Genomic DNA, 13706 nt, shown 5'->3' on the forward strand with positions numbered 1-13706 from the left:
GCTATGCGGCCGGGGCGCGGCCGGTCATCCGGCCGCCGGCCGCCACGCCTCCAGCTTGTCCGGGTTGCGCACCGCCCAGATGCGGGTGATCCGGTCGCCGGCCACCTCGAAAGCCGCCACCGTCACGGTGACCCCGTCGTGCTGGGCCACCAGGCCGGGCCGCCCGTTGACCGTGCGCTCCAGCAGCGTCAGGCCCGGCGCCTTGGCCGCCAGGGCGAGGAGGTAGCGGGCGATCCGCTCGCCGCCGTCCAGCGGGCGCGGCGCCGCGCCCACCAGGCCGCCGCCGTCCACGACGGCCGTGGCGCCGGGGTCGAGCAGGCGCACCAGCGCGTCGATGTCCTTGGCCTCCCACGCCTGCCTGAAGTCCCTGACCAGGCCCGCCTGCCCGGCGTCCGGCGCGGCCGGGGGACGTGCCGCGCGGAGCCGGCGCCGGGCCGAGGCGGCGAGCTGGCGGCAGGCCGCCGGGCTGCGGCCGACGATCCGGGCCACGTCGGCGAAGGGGTAGCCGAAGACGTCGTGCAGGACGAACGCGACCCGCTCGGCCGGGGTCATCGCGTCGAGCACGACGAGGAAGGCCATGCTGACCGACTCGTCGAGGGTGACCCGCTCGGCCGGGTCGCCGGGGTCGGCCGTGGTGCCGCGCGCCCGCCCGCTCACCCACTCCGCGCGGTCGGGCAGCGGCTCGGGGATCCACTCGCCCACGTACCGCTCCCGCCGCGCCCGCGCCGAGCCGAGCAGGTCGAGGCAGATCCGGCCGGCCACCGTCATCAGCCAGCCGCCGGGCGAGCCGATGGCCTCCCGCTGCTCGGACGGCAGGGCGTACCAGCGGGTGTAGGTCTCCTGCACGACGTCCTCGGCCTCGGACAGCGAGCCGAGGAGGCGGTAGGCGAGGCCGAGCAGCTGACGCCGCTCGCTCATGATCGCGCTGAGCGCGGGGTCGGGTGGGGTGGCCATGTCGTCGCCGGCTCCTTCGTTCGCGGTCGCCCTCACCGGGTCCGACGGACGGCGTCCACGATGGTGCGGCCGGCGCCTCACATTCCGCGCCGCCGCGTCGTCGTACTCGCGGGACACCGGAACACCAGGAAAGGGGAGCACCATCATGTCCGCGCTTCCGAAGGCCAGGCAAGGCGGCTTCGTCACGTTCGTCCGCGCCGCGATCATCCTGCAGACCGCGACGATCCTCGTCCAGGCGATCAGCGCCGGCCTGCTGCTGACCACGCCCGCGGGGGAGACGCTGCACGGCATCGGGGCGCGGGTGGTGTTCGCGGCGGCGCTGCTGCACCTGGCCGCCGCGGTCCTGGTGTGGCGGCCCGGCGGCGGCTCGCCCCGGCCCGCCTGGTACGCGCTCGGCTTCCTGCTGCTCACCTCGGCGCAGGTCGCGCTCGGCATCGCGCGCGTGCCGGCCCTGCACGTCCCGCTGGGCGTGCTGATGTTCGGCGTGAGCCTGGCGCAGCTCGTGACGGCGCGCACGGCCCAGCCCCAGCACCGCTGAGGCGAAGGAGAGCAACCACCATGACCGTCGCCACCGCTGCCGGGCCGGGCGACGGGCTCCGGCCGCCCGGCGGAAACTACCGCACCTGCCCCCCGGCCCGCAGGACCTCGATGGTGGCGACCTGGTCGAGCCTGAGCAGGGACAGCCGGGTGGCCTGCCGGAAGGTCACCCGGATGGTGAGCGGCCGGGGCCGCGCGCAGGCGGCCGCCCCCAGGTCGGCCAGCGCCTGGATGCTGAGGAACGACATGGCGCTGATGTCGACGACGTCGTGGCCGGGGGCGAGGGAGGCGAGCAGCGCGTTCCAGGCCAGCGCGTTGGACCGGTCGGTCTCGCCGGAGAAGGCCAGCCCGCCGCCGCAGGGCAGGGCGCGGTGGGCGAAGCCGGCCGTGTCGTCGCTCGACGGGTGCGCCTGGCAGGCGCGGAAGATCTGCCCGGCGGTGAAGACGCGCGTGTCGTAGGCGCACAGGGCGGTCAGCGTGCCCGGGGTGAACAGGGTGTTGGCGGCGGCCTCGAACGCCACGAGCGCGCCGGGGTCGGCCACGCCCGGCCGGGCCCAGTCCATGTCGACGGCCGTCCACACGCCCGTGCGGCCCGCCGCGAGCGCGTCGCGCACGGCGTCGAGGTAGGCGGCGCGCAGGCGGGCCGGGTCGAAGGCGCCGCCGGCGAGCTGGACCTGGCGCGGGTCGAGGACCAGCAGCCGCCCGTCGCGGGCGGCGGCCCCGAGCGCGGCGTCGCCGCCGCCGCTGAGCCGTCCGCGCAGCGCCTCGCGCAGCCGCGGCGACGGGAAGAGCAGCACCTGGGCGCCTTCGCCGACGCCGGCCCGGGCGAACCCGGCGGCGGCGGACAGGAACGCCCCGTCGGAGCCGAAACGCGCGGCCACGTGCGCGCCCGCGCGCACCGGCGCCCCCGGCGGCGGTGCTGGTGGCGGTATGGGCGGCGGTGTCGGCGGCGGTGTGGGAGGCGGTGCCGTCATCGTGCTGCCTCCCCACGCCGGATGCCCTCATCCTAGGCAGGTGAACCGCGTTCGCCCCGGCTTCCCGTGATTTCCCGGTCGAATGCCGTACCGCCGTGCGTAGGATTTGCTCACTGCACGGGATGAGAACCCCCGTTTACACTCCGCTCATAACGGCAAGGTTTCGGGACCGACCACGGGATGGATCAGGCGGTGGTTATGGGCGAGTCGTTCGGGCTCCACGTTCCGATCGGTGACAATCTCGCCCGGCTACGCGCGTTGGTGGGCGCTTTCGCCCAGGACGCCGGGCTGGACCGGCAACGCGTCGAGTCGCTGGTGCTGGCCGTCAGCGAGGCGGCCAGCAACGTGCTGGAGCACGCCGGGGCGGGCGGCACCGTCAGCGCCCGCACCGACGCCGCCGGCGTCACCGTGCACGTCGTGGACGAGGGCGGCGCCCTGACCCACGAGCACCTCAAGACCGAGCCCCGGTGGCCGCCGCAGCGCGGCATGGGCCTGTGGGTGATCCAGCGCGTCTGCGACCGGGTGGTGCTCGACCATCCGGGCGGCCGGTCGCGGCTGGAGCTGTTCATGAGCCGGTCCACCCCGGGTCACGACCGGCGGCCGGGGGGCTGAAAGGGGAGGACATGTCGCCGTCCTTGACGCTGACCTGCCGGAGCGCGGCCCAGGTCACGGTCATCCACGTGAGCGGTGCCGTCGACTCCACCACGGCGCCCGAGCTGGACGACTACATCACCGCCCACTACCCGGGCGAGTGCGGCCCCGAACTGGTCGTGGACATGGGGGAGGTGCCGTTCCTCGACAGCAGCGGGCTGGTCGTGCTCATCAGGGCGCACGGGCTGGCCCGGGAGCGGGGCGGCGACCTGCACCTGGCGGCGGTCCAGTCCTCCCCGGCGTTCCTGCTGGCGCTCACCGGGGCGCGGGAGGCGATCCGCGTCCACGACGACGTCGAGGCCGCGCTGGAGGCGATCACCGCCTCCCGCACCTGACCTCCATCAAGGGCGCGCGGCCGGGCGGGTGCCCGGCTGCATCCTGAAGGAGAACGCCTCCATGAGCGCCTTGTGCCTGGTCTTCTGGACGGCGGCGATGCGCCATTCGCCGTCCGCCTCCCGGACCAGGGTGTAGGTGGCGAGCTTGCCGAGCCGCCTGGGCTCGCCCTTGGCGACCTCGCCCCGGGTGACCACGACGGCGGCGTCGTCGCCGTAGCGGCGGATCTCCAGGACGTCCATGACCAGGCGGGTGCCCTTGAGGAAGCTGTCGAACAGCGCCTGGTGGGCGCGGCCGATCTCGGGGCCGCCGTGGTAGACGGTGCCGGCGAAGGTGACGTCGGTGGCGTCGGCGGTGAAGCAGGCGCCGTAGGCGGCGCCGTCGCCCCGGTTCCAGGCGTCCTGGCTGCGCTCCAGGACGGCGGTGATGGCGGCGGTGGTCATGGCGTTGCCCCTATCATGATGACTGCCGGACGGAAGTTACTTCCTCAGAGATTTATCTTCTCTTGGGAAGAGATTAGAGAGCGGGAGGATCGCGTGTCAACCACACGAGGGCAGGCGGCGGCGAACCAGGTCTACCGCCGCTACCTCAGCGCGGTGATGCTGCACGGCCACGCCGCCGCCAAGGCGTGCGGCCTCGGCGCCACCGACCTGTACGCGCTGAACATCCTCGAACTGGCCGGCGCGATGACCCCCGGCGAGCTGGGCGCCCGCACGGGGCTGACCACCGGGCCCACCACCCGGCTCATCGACCGCCTGGAGGAGGCCGGCTACGTGCGCCGCGTCCCCGCCGCGGACGACCGCCGCAAGGTCATCGTCGAGCCGGTCGGCCGGCCCGCCGGGCTCGACGAGGTCATGGCCCCCGTCCGGCGGAAGGTCGCCGAGATCCTGGCCGGCTACCCGCCGGAGCACCTGGAGGTCCTGTTCGACTACTTCGACCGCGCCGCAGGCGCCTACCAGGAGGCCGCCGAGCAGCTGCGCGCCGGCTCCTGAGGCCAGGGCCGGCGTCCTGGGCCCGGCGCGGTGTGTCGCCCGTCCCCGGGTGCGGCGGGCAGGCAGCATGGATGCGGCGGGATCACCTACGGCGGCGAGGGGGAACGGACGGCATGCAGGCGGAGGACGCGGAACTGCCCCGGCGCGAGGGCGAGGCCACGGTGCTCGGCGGCCCGACGGCCGTCATCGACCTCGGCGGCCTGCGCCTCGTCGTGGACCCGACCTTCGACGACCCCGGCCCGCACGGCTACCTCACCAAGACGCTCGGCCCGGCCGTCCCCGAGCATCGGCTGGGGCCGGTGGACGTGGTGCTGGTCAGCCACGACGCCCACCCCGACAACCTGGACGAGCGCGGCCGCGCCTTCGCGACGGCCGCGCCGCTGACGCTCACCGTGCCCGGCGCGGCCGGCCGGCTGGGCGGGCGGGCGGTCGGCCTGGCCCCCTGGACGGCCCTCCCGGTGCCGCGCCAGGACGGCGGCGGCGACCTCACCGTGCTCGCGGTCCCGGCCGTGCACGGGCCCGAGGACGGCGAACGGGACCCGGAGGGCCACGTCAACTGCGAGGTCACCGGGTTCGTGCTGTCCGGCGAGGGGCTGCCCGCCGTCTACGTCAGCGGCGACAACGCCTCGATGCGGGCCGTGGCCGAGATCGCCCGCCGCGTCCCGCGCCTCGACGCGGCGGTGCTCAACGCCGGGGCGGCCCGCGTGCCGGGCAAGTTCCGGCAGCGGCCGGTGTCGATGGACGCCCGCCGGGTCGCGGCCGCCGCCGCCGTGCTCGGCGTCGCCGTCGTCGTCCCGGCCCACTACGACGGCTGGACGCACTTCTCCGAGGGGCGGGCCGAGCTGGAGACCGCCTTCGACGAGGCCGGCCTGTCCGCCCTGCTGCGGGCGCCCGAGCACGGGGCCTGGTCGCCGCTCCGCCCATGAGCCGCGCGCACCGGCCGGGCGAACCGGCCGGGCGCACCGGCCGCGAGGACGGGTCGCGCGGGCGGGTCAGCGGGTGGTGAACGCGCCGCCGTTGACGTGGATGGTCTGGCCGGTGATGTGGCGGGCGCCCGGCGAGGCGAGGAAGAACACCGTCTCGGCGAGGTCGCCGGGGGTGCCCGGCCGTTTGAGCAGCGTCTCCTCCACCAGGGCCCGGTGGCGTTCCGCCGTCATGCCGTCGCCGAAGAAGGCGGTGCCGGCGACGTAGCCGGAGGAGATGACGTTGCAGGTGACGTCGCGCGGGCCGAGGTCGGCGGCGAGGGTGGCGTTCCAGGCGGCCAGCGCCGCCTTGGCGGCGCCGTAGGAGCCGCCGCGGCGCTCGGCGCCGATCGAGCCGATGCTGACGACCGTGCCGCCGCGCGCGAGCCGGTCGCGGAAGGCGGCCGTGGTGAGGACGGCGGTGAGCACGTTCGCCGACACGCTGGCCAGCCACTCCCGCGCGACCGCCTCCAGCGGCGGCGTCCCGGTGTCCGGCGCCGGCGGCAGGCCGCCCGCCGCGTTGACGAGCACGTCGAGCGAGCCGGCCAGCTCCGTGGCCAGCTCCGCGGCCAGTGCCGCGACCTGGCCGGGCTGCGAGGCGTCGCAGGCCACGCCGCGCACGCCCAGCTCGGCGGCGGCGGGGGCGACGGTGTCCGGGCGGCGGCCGGTGATGACGACCTCCGCGCCGTCGGCGGCGAAGCGGGCGGCGACGGCCCGGCCGATGCCGCTGGTGCCGCCGGTGACGAGGACGGTCCTGCCCATGATCCCTCCGATCGTCCGGTAACGTTTAGCCCTAAACATAGCGGAGGATCACGAGATGGCGGAAACCGCCCCCACCAGTCCCGCGGAGATCGCGGCCGCCTGGCAGCGCGAGCGCCCCGGCACGCCGACCGGCTCCATCGAGGTCGTGACGCCCATCTGGCGGCTGGCCAAGATGTTCGCCGACGACCGCGCCCGGGTGCTGCGCGCCGCCGGGATCGACGCGGCCACGCTCGACCTGCTGTCGGTGATCCGCCGGTCCGGGCCGCCGTACCGGCTGAGCACCCGCGAGCTGGCCCGCCGCACGCTGGTCACGGCCGGCGCGATCTCGCAGCGGGTGGCCAGGGCCGAGAGCGCGGGGCTGATCAGGCGCGCCCCCGGCGGCGACGGGCGCAGGAGCGTCCTGGTGTCGCTGACCGAGGAGGGGCACGCGCTCATCGAGCGCTCGGTGGACCAGGTGCTCGGACGGGAGGCGTCCCTGGTCGCGGGGCTGAGCGAGGAGGAGCGGGCGACGCTCGCCGGGCTGCTGGAGAAGCTGACCGCGGACGTGCGCCGCAGGATGGCGGCGCCGCCCGGCGGCGAGGGACGGGTCAGCTGAGCGCGCCCTCGACGGTGATGAAGGAGTGGGCGGGCAGGCGCACCCGCAGGCCCTTGGCGGTCGGGGTGACCTCGTGCGGGCGGGGGGCGACGGCGTCCGGCGCGTCGGGGGTGTTGTGGTCCTGGAGCCTGGCGGCGGTCAGGACGCGCGCCCGCACATCGGTCAGCGTGCCGCCCCGCAGGTCCAGCTCGACGTCGGCGGGCTCGTCGGCGTCCAGGTTGGACAGGGAGAACAGGGCGCGGCCGGCCTTGCGGCTGGCCGACAGCGAGACGGTGGCCAGCGTGTCCGTCCCGACCGCGCGCGTGGGCAGGCCGTCGGGCAGGTCCACGCGCAGCGAGGCGGCGTCCTGGTGGCCCTTGTTCATCTCGAACACGTGGTAGGTGGGGGTCAGGACGAGCGCCTTCGTGTCCGGGTCGGTGAGGATCATGGCCTGGAGCACGTTGACGGTCTGCGCGATGTTGGCCATGACCAGGCGGGCCGCGTGGCGGTGGAAGACGTCGAGGTGCAGGCTCGCGACGAGGGCGTCGCGCAGCGTGTTCTGCTGGTGCAGGAAGCCGGGCTCGGTGCCGGGCTCGACGTTCCACCAGGTGCCCCACTCGTCCAGCACCAGGCCGACGCTCCTGCCGGGGTCGTAGCAGTCCATGACGTTGGAGTGGCCGATGATCAGCTCCTCCACGCGGGCGGCCTGGACCATCGTGCGGTAGTGGTCGCCGGCGTCGAAGACGGTGGCGTTGCCCTTGTCCTGCCAGGTGCCGGGGATCGTGTAGTAGTGGAAGGAGACCGCCTGCATGAACGGCTGCGGGCGGTAGGCGCAGCCCGGCTCGCCGAGCTGCTTCATCAGCGTCTCGGTCCAGGCGTAGTCGGCGCCGTTGGCGCCGGCCGCGATGCGGTAGAGCCGGTTGTCGCCGTGGTCGCGGCAGTAGGTGCCGAAGCGGCGGGCCTCGGCGGCGTACTGCTCGGCGCGCATGTGGCCGCCGCAGCCCCACGCCTCGTTGCCGAGCCCCCAGAAGCGGACCCGCCACGGCTGCTCGCGGCCGTTCTGCTTGCGCAGCCGCACCATCGGCGAGTCGCCGTCGCGGGTCAGGTACTCGACCCAGTCGCTCATCTCCCTGACCGTGCCGGAGCCGACGTTGCCGCTGATGTACGGCTCCGCCCCCAGCAGCTCGCACAGCGCCATGAACTCGTGGGTGCCGAAGTGGTTGTTCTCCTCGACGTTGCCCCAGTGGGTGTTGACCATGGAGGGGCGGCGGTCCTTGGGGCCGATGCCGTCCGTCCAGTGGTACTCGTCGGCGAAGCAGCCGCCCGGCCAGCGCAGGTTGGGGATGTCCAGGGCGCGCAGGGCCTCCACCACGTCGAGGCGGATGCCGCCCTCGTTGGGCAGCTCGCTGTCCTCGCCGACGTAGAAGCCGCCGTAGATGCAGCGGCCCAGGTGCTCGGCGAAGTGGCCGTACAGGTGGCGGCTGATCACGGGGCCGGGGACGTCGAGGTTGACGACGGCGGGCACGACGGTAACGGTCATCGGTGCGGGACCTCGCTGGTAGAAGGGGGTGAGAGGGGTACTTTATCGATAAACGTGCCGGTGAAACGGGATCACTCTACAGGCCGGCTGGACCGATCACCGGAGGCGGCCCCACGCTGTGGGACGGGCGGCCGGAGGCGCTGAGCGCCGGTCAGGGGGCGCCGGTGCGGTACGCCTGGCGGCTGGCCTCGATGTGCGGGACGTGCTCGACGGCCCAGCCGGCGAGGGCCAGCGCGGGCGGGATGAGGCTCTTTCCGGTGGGCGTCAGGGCGTACTCGACGCGGGGCGGCACCTCGGCGTGCACCGTGCGCGAGACGAGGCCGTCGCGTTCGAGGTTGCGCAGCGTCAGGGTCAGCATGCGCTGGGAGATGCCGGGGATCTGCTGGTGCAGGTCGGTGAAGCGGAGGGTGCCCTGGTCGAGGGTGGCCACGACCAGCAGGGTCCACTTGTTGCAGATGCGGTCGAGGATGGCGCGGATCGTCCGGCCGCCGTCGCCCCGGATCATGCAGGTGTGCTCGTAGTCGGACATGACAGCTCCCTGTGCGTTACGCACATCTATGTGCCTTTTGTAAGCCCTTCGATAGTGACGCATCATGGGGTCACTTACGACCGGTAACCATGCTTTCGAGGTGCTGTTTCATGGAGATCGCCTACTGGATCGTCGCCGGCCTCCTGGCCGTGTTCTACCTCTACGCGGGCGGCAAGAAGGTCGCGCAGAGCCAGGAGCGGCTGCGGCCGATGATGGGCTGGGTGGACACCGTGCCGATGCCGTTCGTGCGGGTGATCGGGGCGCTGGAGGTGCTCGGCGCGGCCGGGCTGGTCCTGCCGCCGCTCACCGGCGTCGCGCCCTGGCTCGCCGTCGCGGCGGCGATCGGGTACGTGCTGATCCAGGTCGGCGGCATCGCGGTGCACCTGAGCCGCGGCGAGGCCCGGGTGATCTGGCTCAACGTCGTGCTGCTGGCGGCCGCGGCGGTGGCCGCCTGGCTCGGCGGCGCTTCGTGGGCGTGACCGGAGCCGTCACTCGCTCCGGCCGGCCAGGTTGCGCACCCAGGCCGAGACGCCCTGCATGAGGACGTCCAGCTCCCGGCGCAGCTCGGCGTTCTCCCGTTGCAGGTCGGCGTTGCGCCTGAGCAGGTCGGCGTGCTCGGCGCGCAGCCGGGCGGTGTCGTCGGCAGGGCCGGCCGGCCAGGCGGACGCGGGCTCGGCGTGCCTGCCGTGCCCACCGTGGACCGGCGCGGGGGAGCGGAAGGCGTCCGGCCACGGGCCCAGCTCCTCGTGGCCGATGCGGGCGGACGGCCGGAACATCGGCGCGACGGGCTCCGGCCCGGGCTCGGGTTCCGGCGAGTGAAGGGCGGCGGGCACAGCGGCGGGCACAGCGGCGGGCACAGCGGCGGGCACAGCGGGCGGGGCGGCGGGGGCCGCGGGCGCGGTGGCGGGACGGTGCTTCGGCAGGGTCAGCGTCACCAGCGCGGCCACCAGCGCCACGCCGCACCCCACCAGCAACGTCGTGCGGAACCCGGCCTCCGACGGCAGCACCCGCCCGCCCGCCGTCACCGTGAGCTGCGACAGGATGACGCCGACCACCGCCGCGGACACCGAGGTGCCGATGGAGCGCATCAGGGTGTTGAAGCCGTTGGCGGAGGCGGTCTCGCGCTGCGGGACGGCGCCCATGATCAGCGCGGGCATCGCGCCGTAGGCCAGGCCGACGCCCACGGTGCCGACGCTGCTGGCGATCATCAGTCCCCACGTCCAGCCCATCAGCCCGTACGAGGCCCCGTACCCGAGCGCGATGACCAGCGCGCCGGCGAACAGGGTCGTCCTCGGCCCGCGCGCCGCCGACAGCTTGGCGCCCAGCCCGGAGACCGCCATCATCATCAGCCCGGACGGCGCCAGCCAGAGCCCGGCGGCCAGCATCGACTGCCCGAGGCCGTACCCGGTGGCCTCGGGAAGCTGGAGGATCTGGATGACCACCAGCGACTGGGCGTACATGGCGAAGCCGACCAGGACTGAGGCGACGTTGGTGAGCAGGACCTGGGGGCGGGCGGTGGTCCGCAGGTCCACCAGCGGGTCGCGGGCGCGCAGCTCCCACACGCCCCACAGCAGCAGCACGACGACGGCCGCGGCGAACAGCCCGAGCGTGGTGCCGCTGGTCCAGCCCCAGCCGGCGCCCTTGGAGACGCCGAGCAGCAGGCAGACCAGCGCGGTCCCGAGGCCGAGCGCGCCGGCGAGGTCGAGGCGGCCGCGCTCGTCGCGGCGGCGGCCGGGCGTGGCCGGGACGAGCAGCCAGATCAGCCCGGCGACCAGCAGGCTCAGCGCGGCCGAGCCCCAGAACAGCACCCGCCAGTCGGCGTACTCGGCGACGGCGGCGGAGATCGGCAGCCCGAGCGCGCCGCCGATGCCCATCGACGAGCTCATGAGCGCGATCGCCGGGCCGACCCGCTTGGGCGGCAGCAGGTCGCGCAGCGCGCTCACGCCGAGCGGGATCATGCCGACGCCGAGCCCCTGGAGGCCGCGTCCGACGATCATCGGGATCAGCGAGCCGGCCAGCGCGCACACCGCCGAGCCGGCGATCAGCGGGACCGAGCAGGCGAGCATCAGGCGGCGCTTGCCGTAGAGGTCGCCGAGCTTGCCCACGACGGGGGTGGCGACCGCGCCCACCAGCAGCGTCACGGTGATCACCCAGGACGTGTCGGCCGCGTCGGCGTGGAGCAGCCGGGGCAGCTCGCCGACCAGCGGCACCACCAGCGTCTGCATGAGCGAGCCGACGACGCCGGCCACGGCGAGCACGCTGACGATGCCGCCGCCGGAGCGCGAGGTAGGCGCGGAGTGCACTGAACGTCCCCTTTTTACCTTAAAGTCCGAATGCACTATACACACGGCATGCAGGGTGCACAGTCGGCCCCTGGGCGCCGGAACGCATCGCGGCGGCCCTGGCCGGGTAGGGCTTCCGATGGTTGTGGCCATCGGGGGAGGTCACCATGGGTGCTGTTGGCGAGCCGGAAGAACCGGAGGAAAGCGGGGGTGGGCACGGGGACAGCGGGCTGACGTTCGAGATGCTCGACCCCGCGCCGGTCGGGGTGGCGGTGACGCGGGGCCCCGACCACCGGCTGATCTACACCAACGCCCTCTACCGGTCGCTGTTCAGCGACCCGGCGGGCGAGGTCTCGCTGGAGGAGGCGCTGGCGGAGTTCCTGCGCCGCTTCTACCGGCCGCGCTTCGACCACGTCTACACCACGGGCGAGCCCCTGGTGATCACGACCGAGCCGGAGCTGCCCATGAAGGGCCGCCCGGAGAACGCCGGGCGCTTCTTCACCTCCAGCCTGTCGCGCGTCGTCTTCGGGCCCGGCGACCACGGCGTGCTGGCCATGGTCATGGACGTCACCGAGCAGGTCACCGCCGCCCGCCGGCTCGCCGACCTCGCCGAGGAGCGCCGCCGCGTGGTGCGCCGGCTGGCGAGCCTGATGCGGGTCAGCGCCGAGATCGTCTGGGTGACCAGCAGGGAGGGCTTCGTGCACGAGCCGAGCCCGAGCTGGGAACGGGTCACCGGCCAGTCGTGGGAGGACTACCGCGGCCAGGGCTGGCTCGACTCGGTCCACCCCGACGACCGGCGGGCCACGATCAAGTCGTGGTCGAAGGCGGTCGGCGACGTCACCGGCACGTGGGAGCACGTCTACCGGCTGCGCACCGCCGGCGGCGGCTACCGGCACTTCCAGCTCCGCGCCGTCCCGATCTGCGAGGACGGCCAGGTCGTGGAGTGGGTGGGGTCCAGCACCGACATCGAGGAGCAGTGGCAGGAACGGCGGCGGCAGGACCTGCTGGACCGGGCGGCGGCGGCCACGTCGGGGCTGCGCAGCCTGGAGGAGATGCTGGGCGCGCTGGCCGACGTGATCGTGCCCGAGCTGGCCGACGGCTGCGGCGTCTACCTGGTGACCGACCTCACCGACGAGCGGCGCGGCGGCGCGCCGCTCGTCGTCGAGCGGATGGCCACCGCCGCCCGGCCGGGCCTGGCGCGGCTGCCGCCCTACAGCGAGGAGCGCCTGCCCGAGCGGAACGCGTTCGTCAAGGCCATCCGGCGGCGCAAGCCCCTGCTGAAGTCGTTCCCCGCGGGCTCGACGCCGAAGGACCTCGTGCCCGAGGGCACCTACCCGTGGCTGGCCGACAACGACGCCAACGGCCTGCTGATCCTGCCCGTCGTGGTCGACGGCGCGGTGCCCGCGGTGGTCTGCGCGGTGACCTGCGGCGACCGGCCCGCGCTCAGCCGGTCCGACGCCCAGCTCATCAGCCAGCTCTTCGACCACGCGCACGACGCGCTGAGCCGGGCCATCCGCTTCCAGCGCGCCCAGCAGGTCGCGCTGGCCCTGCAGTACAGCCTGCTCGCCGAGCCGCCGCGGCTGCCCGGCCTGCGCATCGTGGCCCGCTACCGGGCCAGCCCGAGCGCGGCCGAGGTGGGCGGCGACTGGTACGACTCGTTCGTGTTGCCCGACGGCGTCCCGGTGCTGGTCATCGGCGACGTGGCCGGGCACGACCTGACCGCCGCCGTCGCGATGAGCCAGCTCCGCAACATGTTGCGCGCCCTGGCGATGGACCGCTGCGAGCCGCCGGGCGACATCCTCGCCCGGCTCAACACGGCGATGGGCTCGCTGTCCGGCGAGGTCACCGCCACCTGCGTGTACGCCCGCGTGGAGGAGGACGACGGAACCCACCGGCTGCACTACGCGGTGGCCGGTCACCCGCCGCCGCTGCTGGTCACGCCGGGCCGCCCGGGCCGCTTCCTGGACGAGGCGGTCAGCCCGCTGCTCGGCATCCCCGGCGGCGTGCCGCGCGGGTCGTGGACGGAGCCGCTGCCGCCGGGCGGCACGCTGCTGCTCTACACCGACGGGCTGGTGGAGCGGCCGGGCGAGCATCTCGACCGCGGGCTGGAGCGGCTGCGGCTGGCGGCGGAGCGGCTGGCGGACCGGCCGCTGGACAAGTTCTGCGACCAGTTGCTGAGCGGGCTTCCGACGAGCGGCCTGGACGACATCGCGGTGATAGCCCTGCGGTTGCCGCCCTCGCCGTCCGACAACCACTGAATTAGCGGAAATTTCGTACGAAGAGCGGCCCCGCCCGCCGCCTCCGGCCCCCGGCACGGCCTCCGAGCACGCGCGGAACGCGCGCGCCCCTCGGCCCGCCCGCGCATTCCCGCCATTCCGCCCGCCGCCTCCCCCGGCAATCGTGAAGACCCGGATTCCATAAAGCAGCGCGCAATTCCGTCTCACGGAATATGCGTTCTCCTCCCCGTTCACCGCGCCTCCGGCGGCCGGGTGCGGCCGGAACCTCTTGACAGTGCCTCCTCCCCGGTGGTCTCCTATCGCCAGTTCGGAACGTCGTTCTGCAATACGGAACGGCGTCGGTCACCTGAGGAACGGAGCCCCATGGAACGCGCGCATT

At 74.2% G+C, this 13706-nt stretch carries 15 protein-coding genes; 8 read left to right on the forward strand and 7 right to left on the reverse strand.

Annotation, left to right across the window (positions count from 1 at the left end; genetic code table 11):
- Window positions 1-24 precede the first annotated feature (24 nt).
- Window positions 25-954 carry an RNA polymerase sigma factor SigJ gene (gene sigJ, locus MF672_RS33675; RefSeq protein ID WP_242381254.1) on the reverse strand — a complete coding sequence of 310 codons (930 nt, stop codon included), beginning with the start codon at window positions 952-954 and terminating at the stop codon, window positions 25-27.
- 145 nt (window positions 955-1099) lie between these two features.
- On the opposite strand from sigJ, the gene MF672_RS33680 reads away from it, so the two are divergent.
- Window positions 1100-1492 carry a hypothetical protein gene (locus tag MF672_RS33680; RefSeq protein ID WP_242381255.1) on the forward strand — a complete coding sequence of 131 codons (393 nt, stop codon included), beginning with the start codon at window positions 1100-1102 and terminating at the stop codon, window positions 1490-1492.
- Window positions 1493-1568: 76 nt separating this feature from the next.
- On the opposite strand, the gene MF672_RS33685 is transcribed toward MF672_RS33680, so the two are convergent.
- A complete protein-coding gene (locus MF672_RS33685) occupies window positions 1569-2465 on the reverse strand; it encodes an MEDS domain-containing protein (protein WP_247815544.1) in 897 nt (298 codons plus the stop codon).
- Window positions 2466-2663: 198 nt separating this feature from the next.
- Between MF672_RS33685 and MF672_RS33690 the strand changes: the two genes are divergently transcribed.
- Both MF672_RS33690 and MF672_RS33695 read left to right on the forward strand, forming a co-directional pair.
- Window positions 2664-3077 carry an ATP-binding protein gene (locus MF672_RS33690; RefSeq protein ID WP_302893324.1) on the forward strand — a complete coding sequence of 138 codons (414 nt, stop codon included), beginning with the start codon at window positions 2664-2666 and terminating at the stop codon, window positions 3075-3077.
- 11 nt (window positions 3078-3088) lie between these two features.
- Complete coding sequence (locus MF672_RS33695) at window positions 3089-3451, forward strand: STAS domain-containing protein (RefSeq protein WP_242382845.1); 363 nt, start codon at window positions 3089-3091, stop codon at window positions 3449-3451.
- Window positions 3452-3457: 6 nt separating this feature from the next.
- Here the strand turns inward: MF672_RS33695 and MF672_RS33700 are convergent, their stop codons facing one another.
- On the reverse strand, window positions 3458-3892 hold the full coding sequence (locus tag MF672_RS33700) for an SgcJ/EcaC family oxidoreductase (RefSeq protein ID WP_242382844.1): 435 nt from the start codon (window positions 3890-3892) through the stop codon (window positions 3458-3460).
- A gap of 93 nt (window positions 3893-3985) precedes the next feature.
- On the opposite strand from MF672_RS33700, the gene MF672_RS33705 reads away from it, so the two are divergent.
- On the forward strand, window positions 3986-4441 hold the full coding sequence (locus MF672_RS33705; RefSeq protein WP_242382843.1) for a MarR family winged helix-turn-helix transcriptional regulator: 456 nt from the start codon (window positions 3986-3988) through the stop codon (window positions 4439-4441).
- A gap of 113 nt (window positions 4442-4554) precedes the next feature.
- Window positions 4555-5367, forward strand: a complete 813-nt coding sequence (locus MF672_RS33710; protein WP_242382841.1) for an MBL fold metallo-hydrolase — start codon at window positions 4555-4557, stop codon at window positions 5365-5367.
- A gap of 66 nt (window positions 5368-5433) precedes the next feature.
- Here the strand turns inward: MF672_RS33710 and MF672_RS33715 are convergent, their stop codons facing one another.
- Window positions 5434-6165, reverse strand: coding sequence for an SDR family NAD(P)-dependent oxidoreductase (locus tag MF672_RS33715; RefSeq protein WP_242382840.1), 732 nt, complete (start codon window positions 6163-6165; stop codon window positions 5434-5436).
- A gap of 55 nt (window positions 6166-6220) precedes the next feature.
- On the opposite strand from MF672_RS33715, the gene MF672_RS33720 reads away from it, so the two are divergent.
- Window positions 6221-6760, forward strand: a complete 540-nt coding sequence (locus tag MF672_RS33720; RefSeq protein ID WP_242382839.1) for a MarR family winged helix-turn-helix transcriptional regulator — start codon at window positions 6221-6223, stop codon at window positions 6758-6760.
- Here the strand turns inward: MF672_RS33720 and MF672_RS33725 are convergent.
- Both MF672_RS33725 and MF672_RS33730 read right to left on the reverse strand, forming a co-directional pair.
- Window positions 6753-8279, reverse strand: a complete 1527-nt coding sequence (locus MF672_RS33725; protein ID WP_242382838.1) for an alpha-N-arabinofuranosidase — start codon at window positions 8277-8279, stop codon at window positions 6753-6755. The genes MF672_RS33720 and MF672_RS33725 overlap by 8 nt on opposite strands.
- Window positions 8280-8430: 151 nt before the next feature.
- Window positions 8431-8808: a winged helix-turn-helix transcriptional regulator gene (locus MF672_RS33730; protein WP_302893325.1), complete on the reverse strand. Its 378-nt coding sequence runs from the start codon at window positions 8806-8808 to the stop codon at window positions 8431-8433.
- Window positions 8809-8918: 110 nt separating this feature from the next.
- Between MF672_RS33730 and MF672_RS33735 the strand changes: the two genes are divergently transcribed.
- Window positions 8919-9287: a DoxX family protein gene (locus tag MF672_RS33735; protein WP_242382836.1), complete on the forward strand. Its 369-nt coding sequence runs from the start codon at window positions 8919-8921 to the stop codon at window positions 9285-9287.
- A 9-nt stretch (window positions 9288-9296) separates the two neighbouring features.
- On the opposite strand, the gene MF672_RS33740 is transcribed toward MF672_RS33735, so the two are convergent.
- A complete protein-coding gene (locus MF672_RS33740) occupies window positions 9297-11111 on the reverse strand; it encodes an MFS transporter (protein WP_308210589.1) in 1815 nt (604 codons plus the stop codon).
- 146 nt (window positions 11112-11257) lie between these two features.
- Between MF672_RS33740 and MF672_RS33745 the strand changes: the two genes are divergently transcribed.
- Window positions 11258-13348 (forward strand): SpoIIE family protein phosphatase, encoded by a 2091-nt coding sequence (locus MF672_RS33745; protein WP_242382835.1) that lies wholly within the window; start codon window positions 11258-11260, stop codon window positions 13346-13348.
- Window positions 13349-13706: the final 358 nt, after the last annotated feature.

Source organism: Actinomadura luzonensis, from assembly GCF_022664455.2.
Taxonomy (GTDB): Bacteria; Actinomycetota; Actinomycetes; order Streptosporangiales; family Streptosporangiaceae; genus Nonomuraea; species Nonomuraea luzonensis.

Coding starts and splice junctions, on each gene's coding strand:
- sigJ (WP_242381254.1), bottom strand. CDS start 954: ATGGCCACCCCACCCGACCCCGCGCTCAGCGCGATCATGAGCGAGCGG.
- MF672_RS33680 (WP_242381255.1), top strand. CDS start 1,100: ATGTCCGCGCTTCCGAAGGCCAGGCAAGGCGGCTTCGTCACGTTCGTC.
- MF672_RS33685 (WP_247815544.1), bottom strand. CDS start 2,465: ATGACGGCACCGCCTCCCACACCGCCGCCGACACCGCCGCCCATACCG.
- MF672_RS33690 (WP_302893324.1), top strand. CDS start 2,664: ATGGGCGAGTCGTTCGGGCTCCACGTTCCGATCGGTGACAATCTCGCC.
- MF672_RS33695 (WP_242382845.1), top strand. CDS start 3,089: ATGTCGCCGTCCTTGACGCTGACCTGCCGGAGCGCGGCCCAGGTCACG.
- MF672_RS33700 (WP_242382844.1), bottom strand. CDS start 3,892: ATGACCACCGCCGCCATCACCGCCGTCCTGGAGCGCAGCCAGGACGCC.
- MF672_RS33710 (WP_242382841.1), top strand. CDS start 4,555: ATGCAGGCGGAGGACGCGGAACTGCCCCGGCGCGAGGGCGAGGCCACG.
- MF672_RS33715 (WP_242382840.1), bottom strand. CDS start 6,165: ATGGGCAGGACCGTCCTCGTCACCGGCGGCACCAGCGGCATCGGCCGG.
- MF672_RS33720 (WP_242382839.1), top strand. CDS start 6,221: ATGGCGGAAACCGCCCCCACCAGTCCCGCGGAGATCGCGGCCGCCTGG.
- MF672_RS33725 (WP_242382838.1), bottom strand. CDS start 8,279: ATGACCGTTACCGTCGTGCCCGCCGTCGTCAACCTCGACGTCCCCGGC.
- MF672_RS33730 (WP_302893325.1), bottom strand. CDS start 8,808: ATGTCCGACTACGAGCACACCTGCATGATCCGGGGCGACGGCGGCCGG.
- MF672_RS33735 (WP_242382836.1), top strand. CDS start 8,919: ATGGAGATCGCCTACTGGATCGTCGCCGGCCTCCTGGCCGTGTTCTAC.
- MF672_RS33745 (WP_242382835.1), top strand. CDS start 11,258: ATGGGTGCTGTTGGCGAGCCGGAAGAACCGGAGGAAAGCGGGGGTGGG.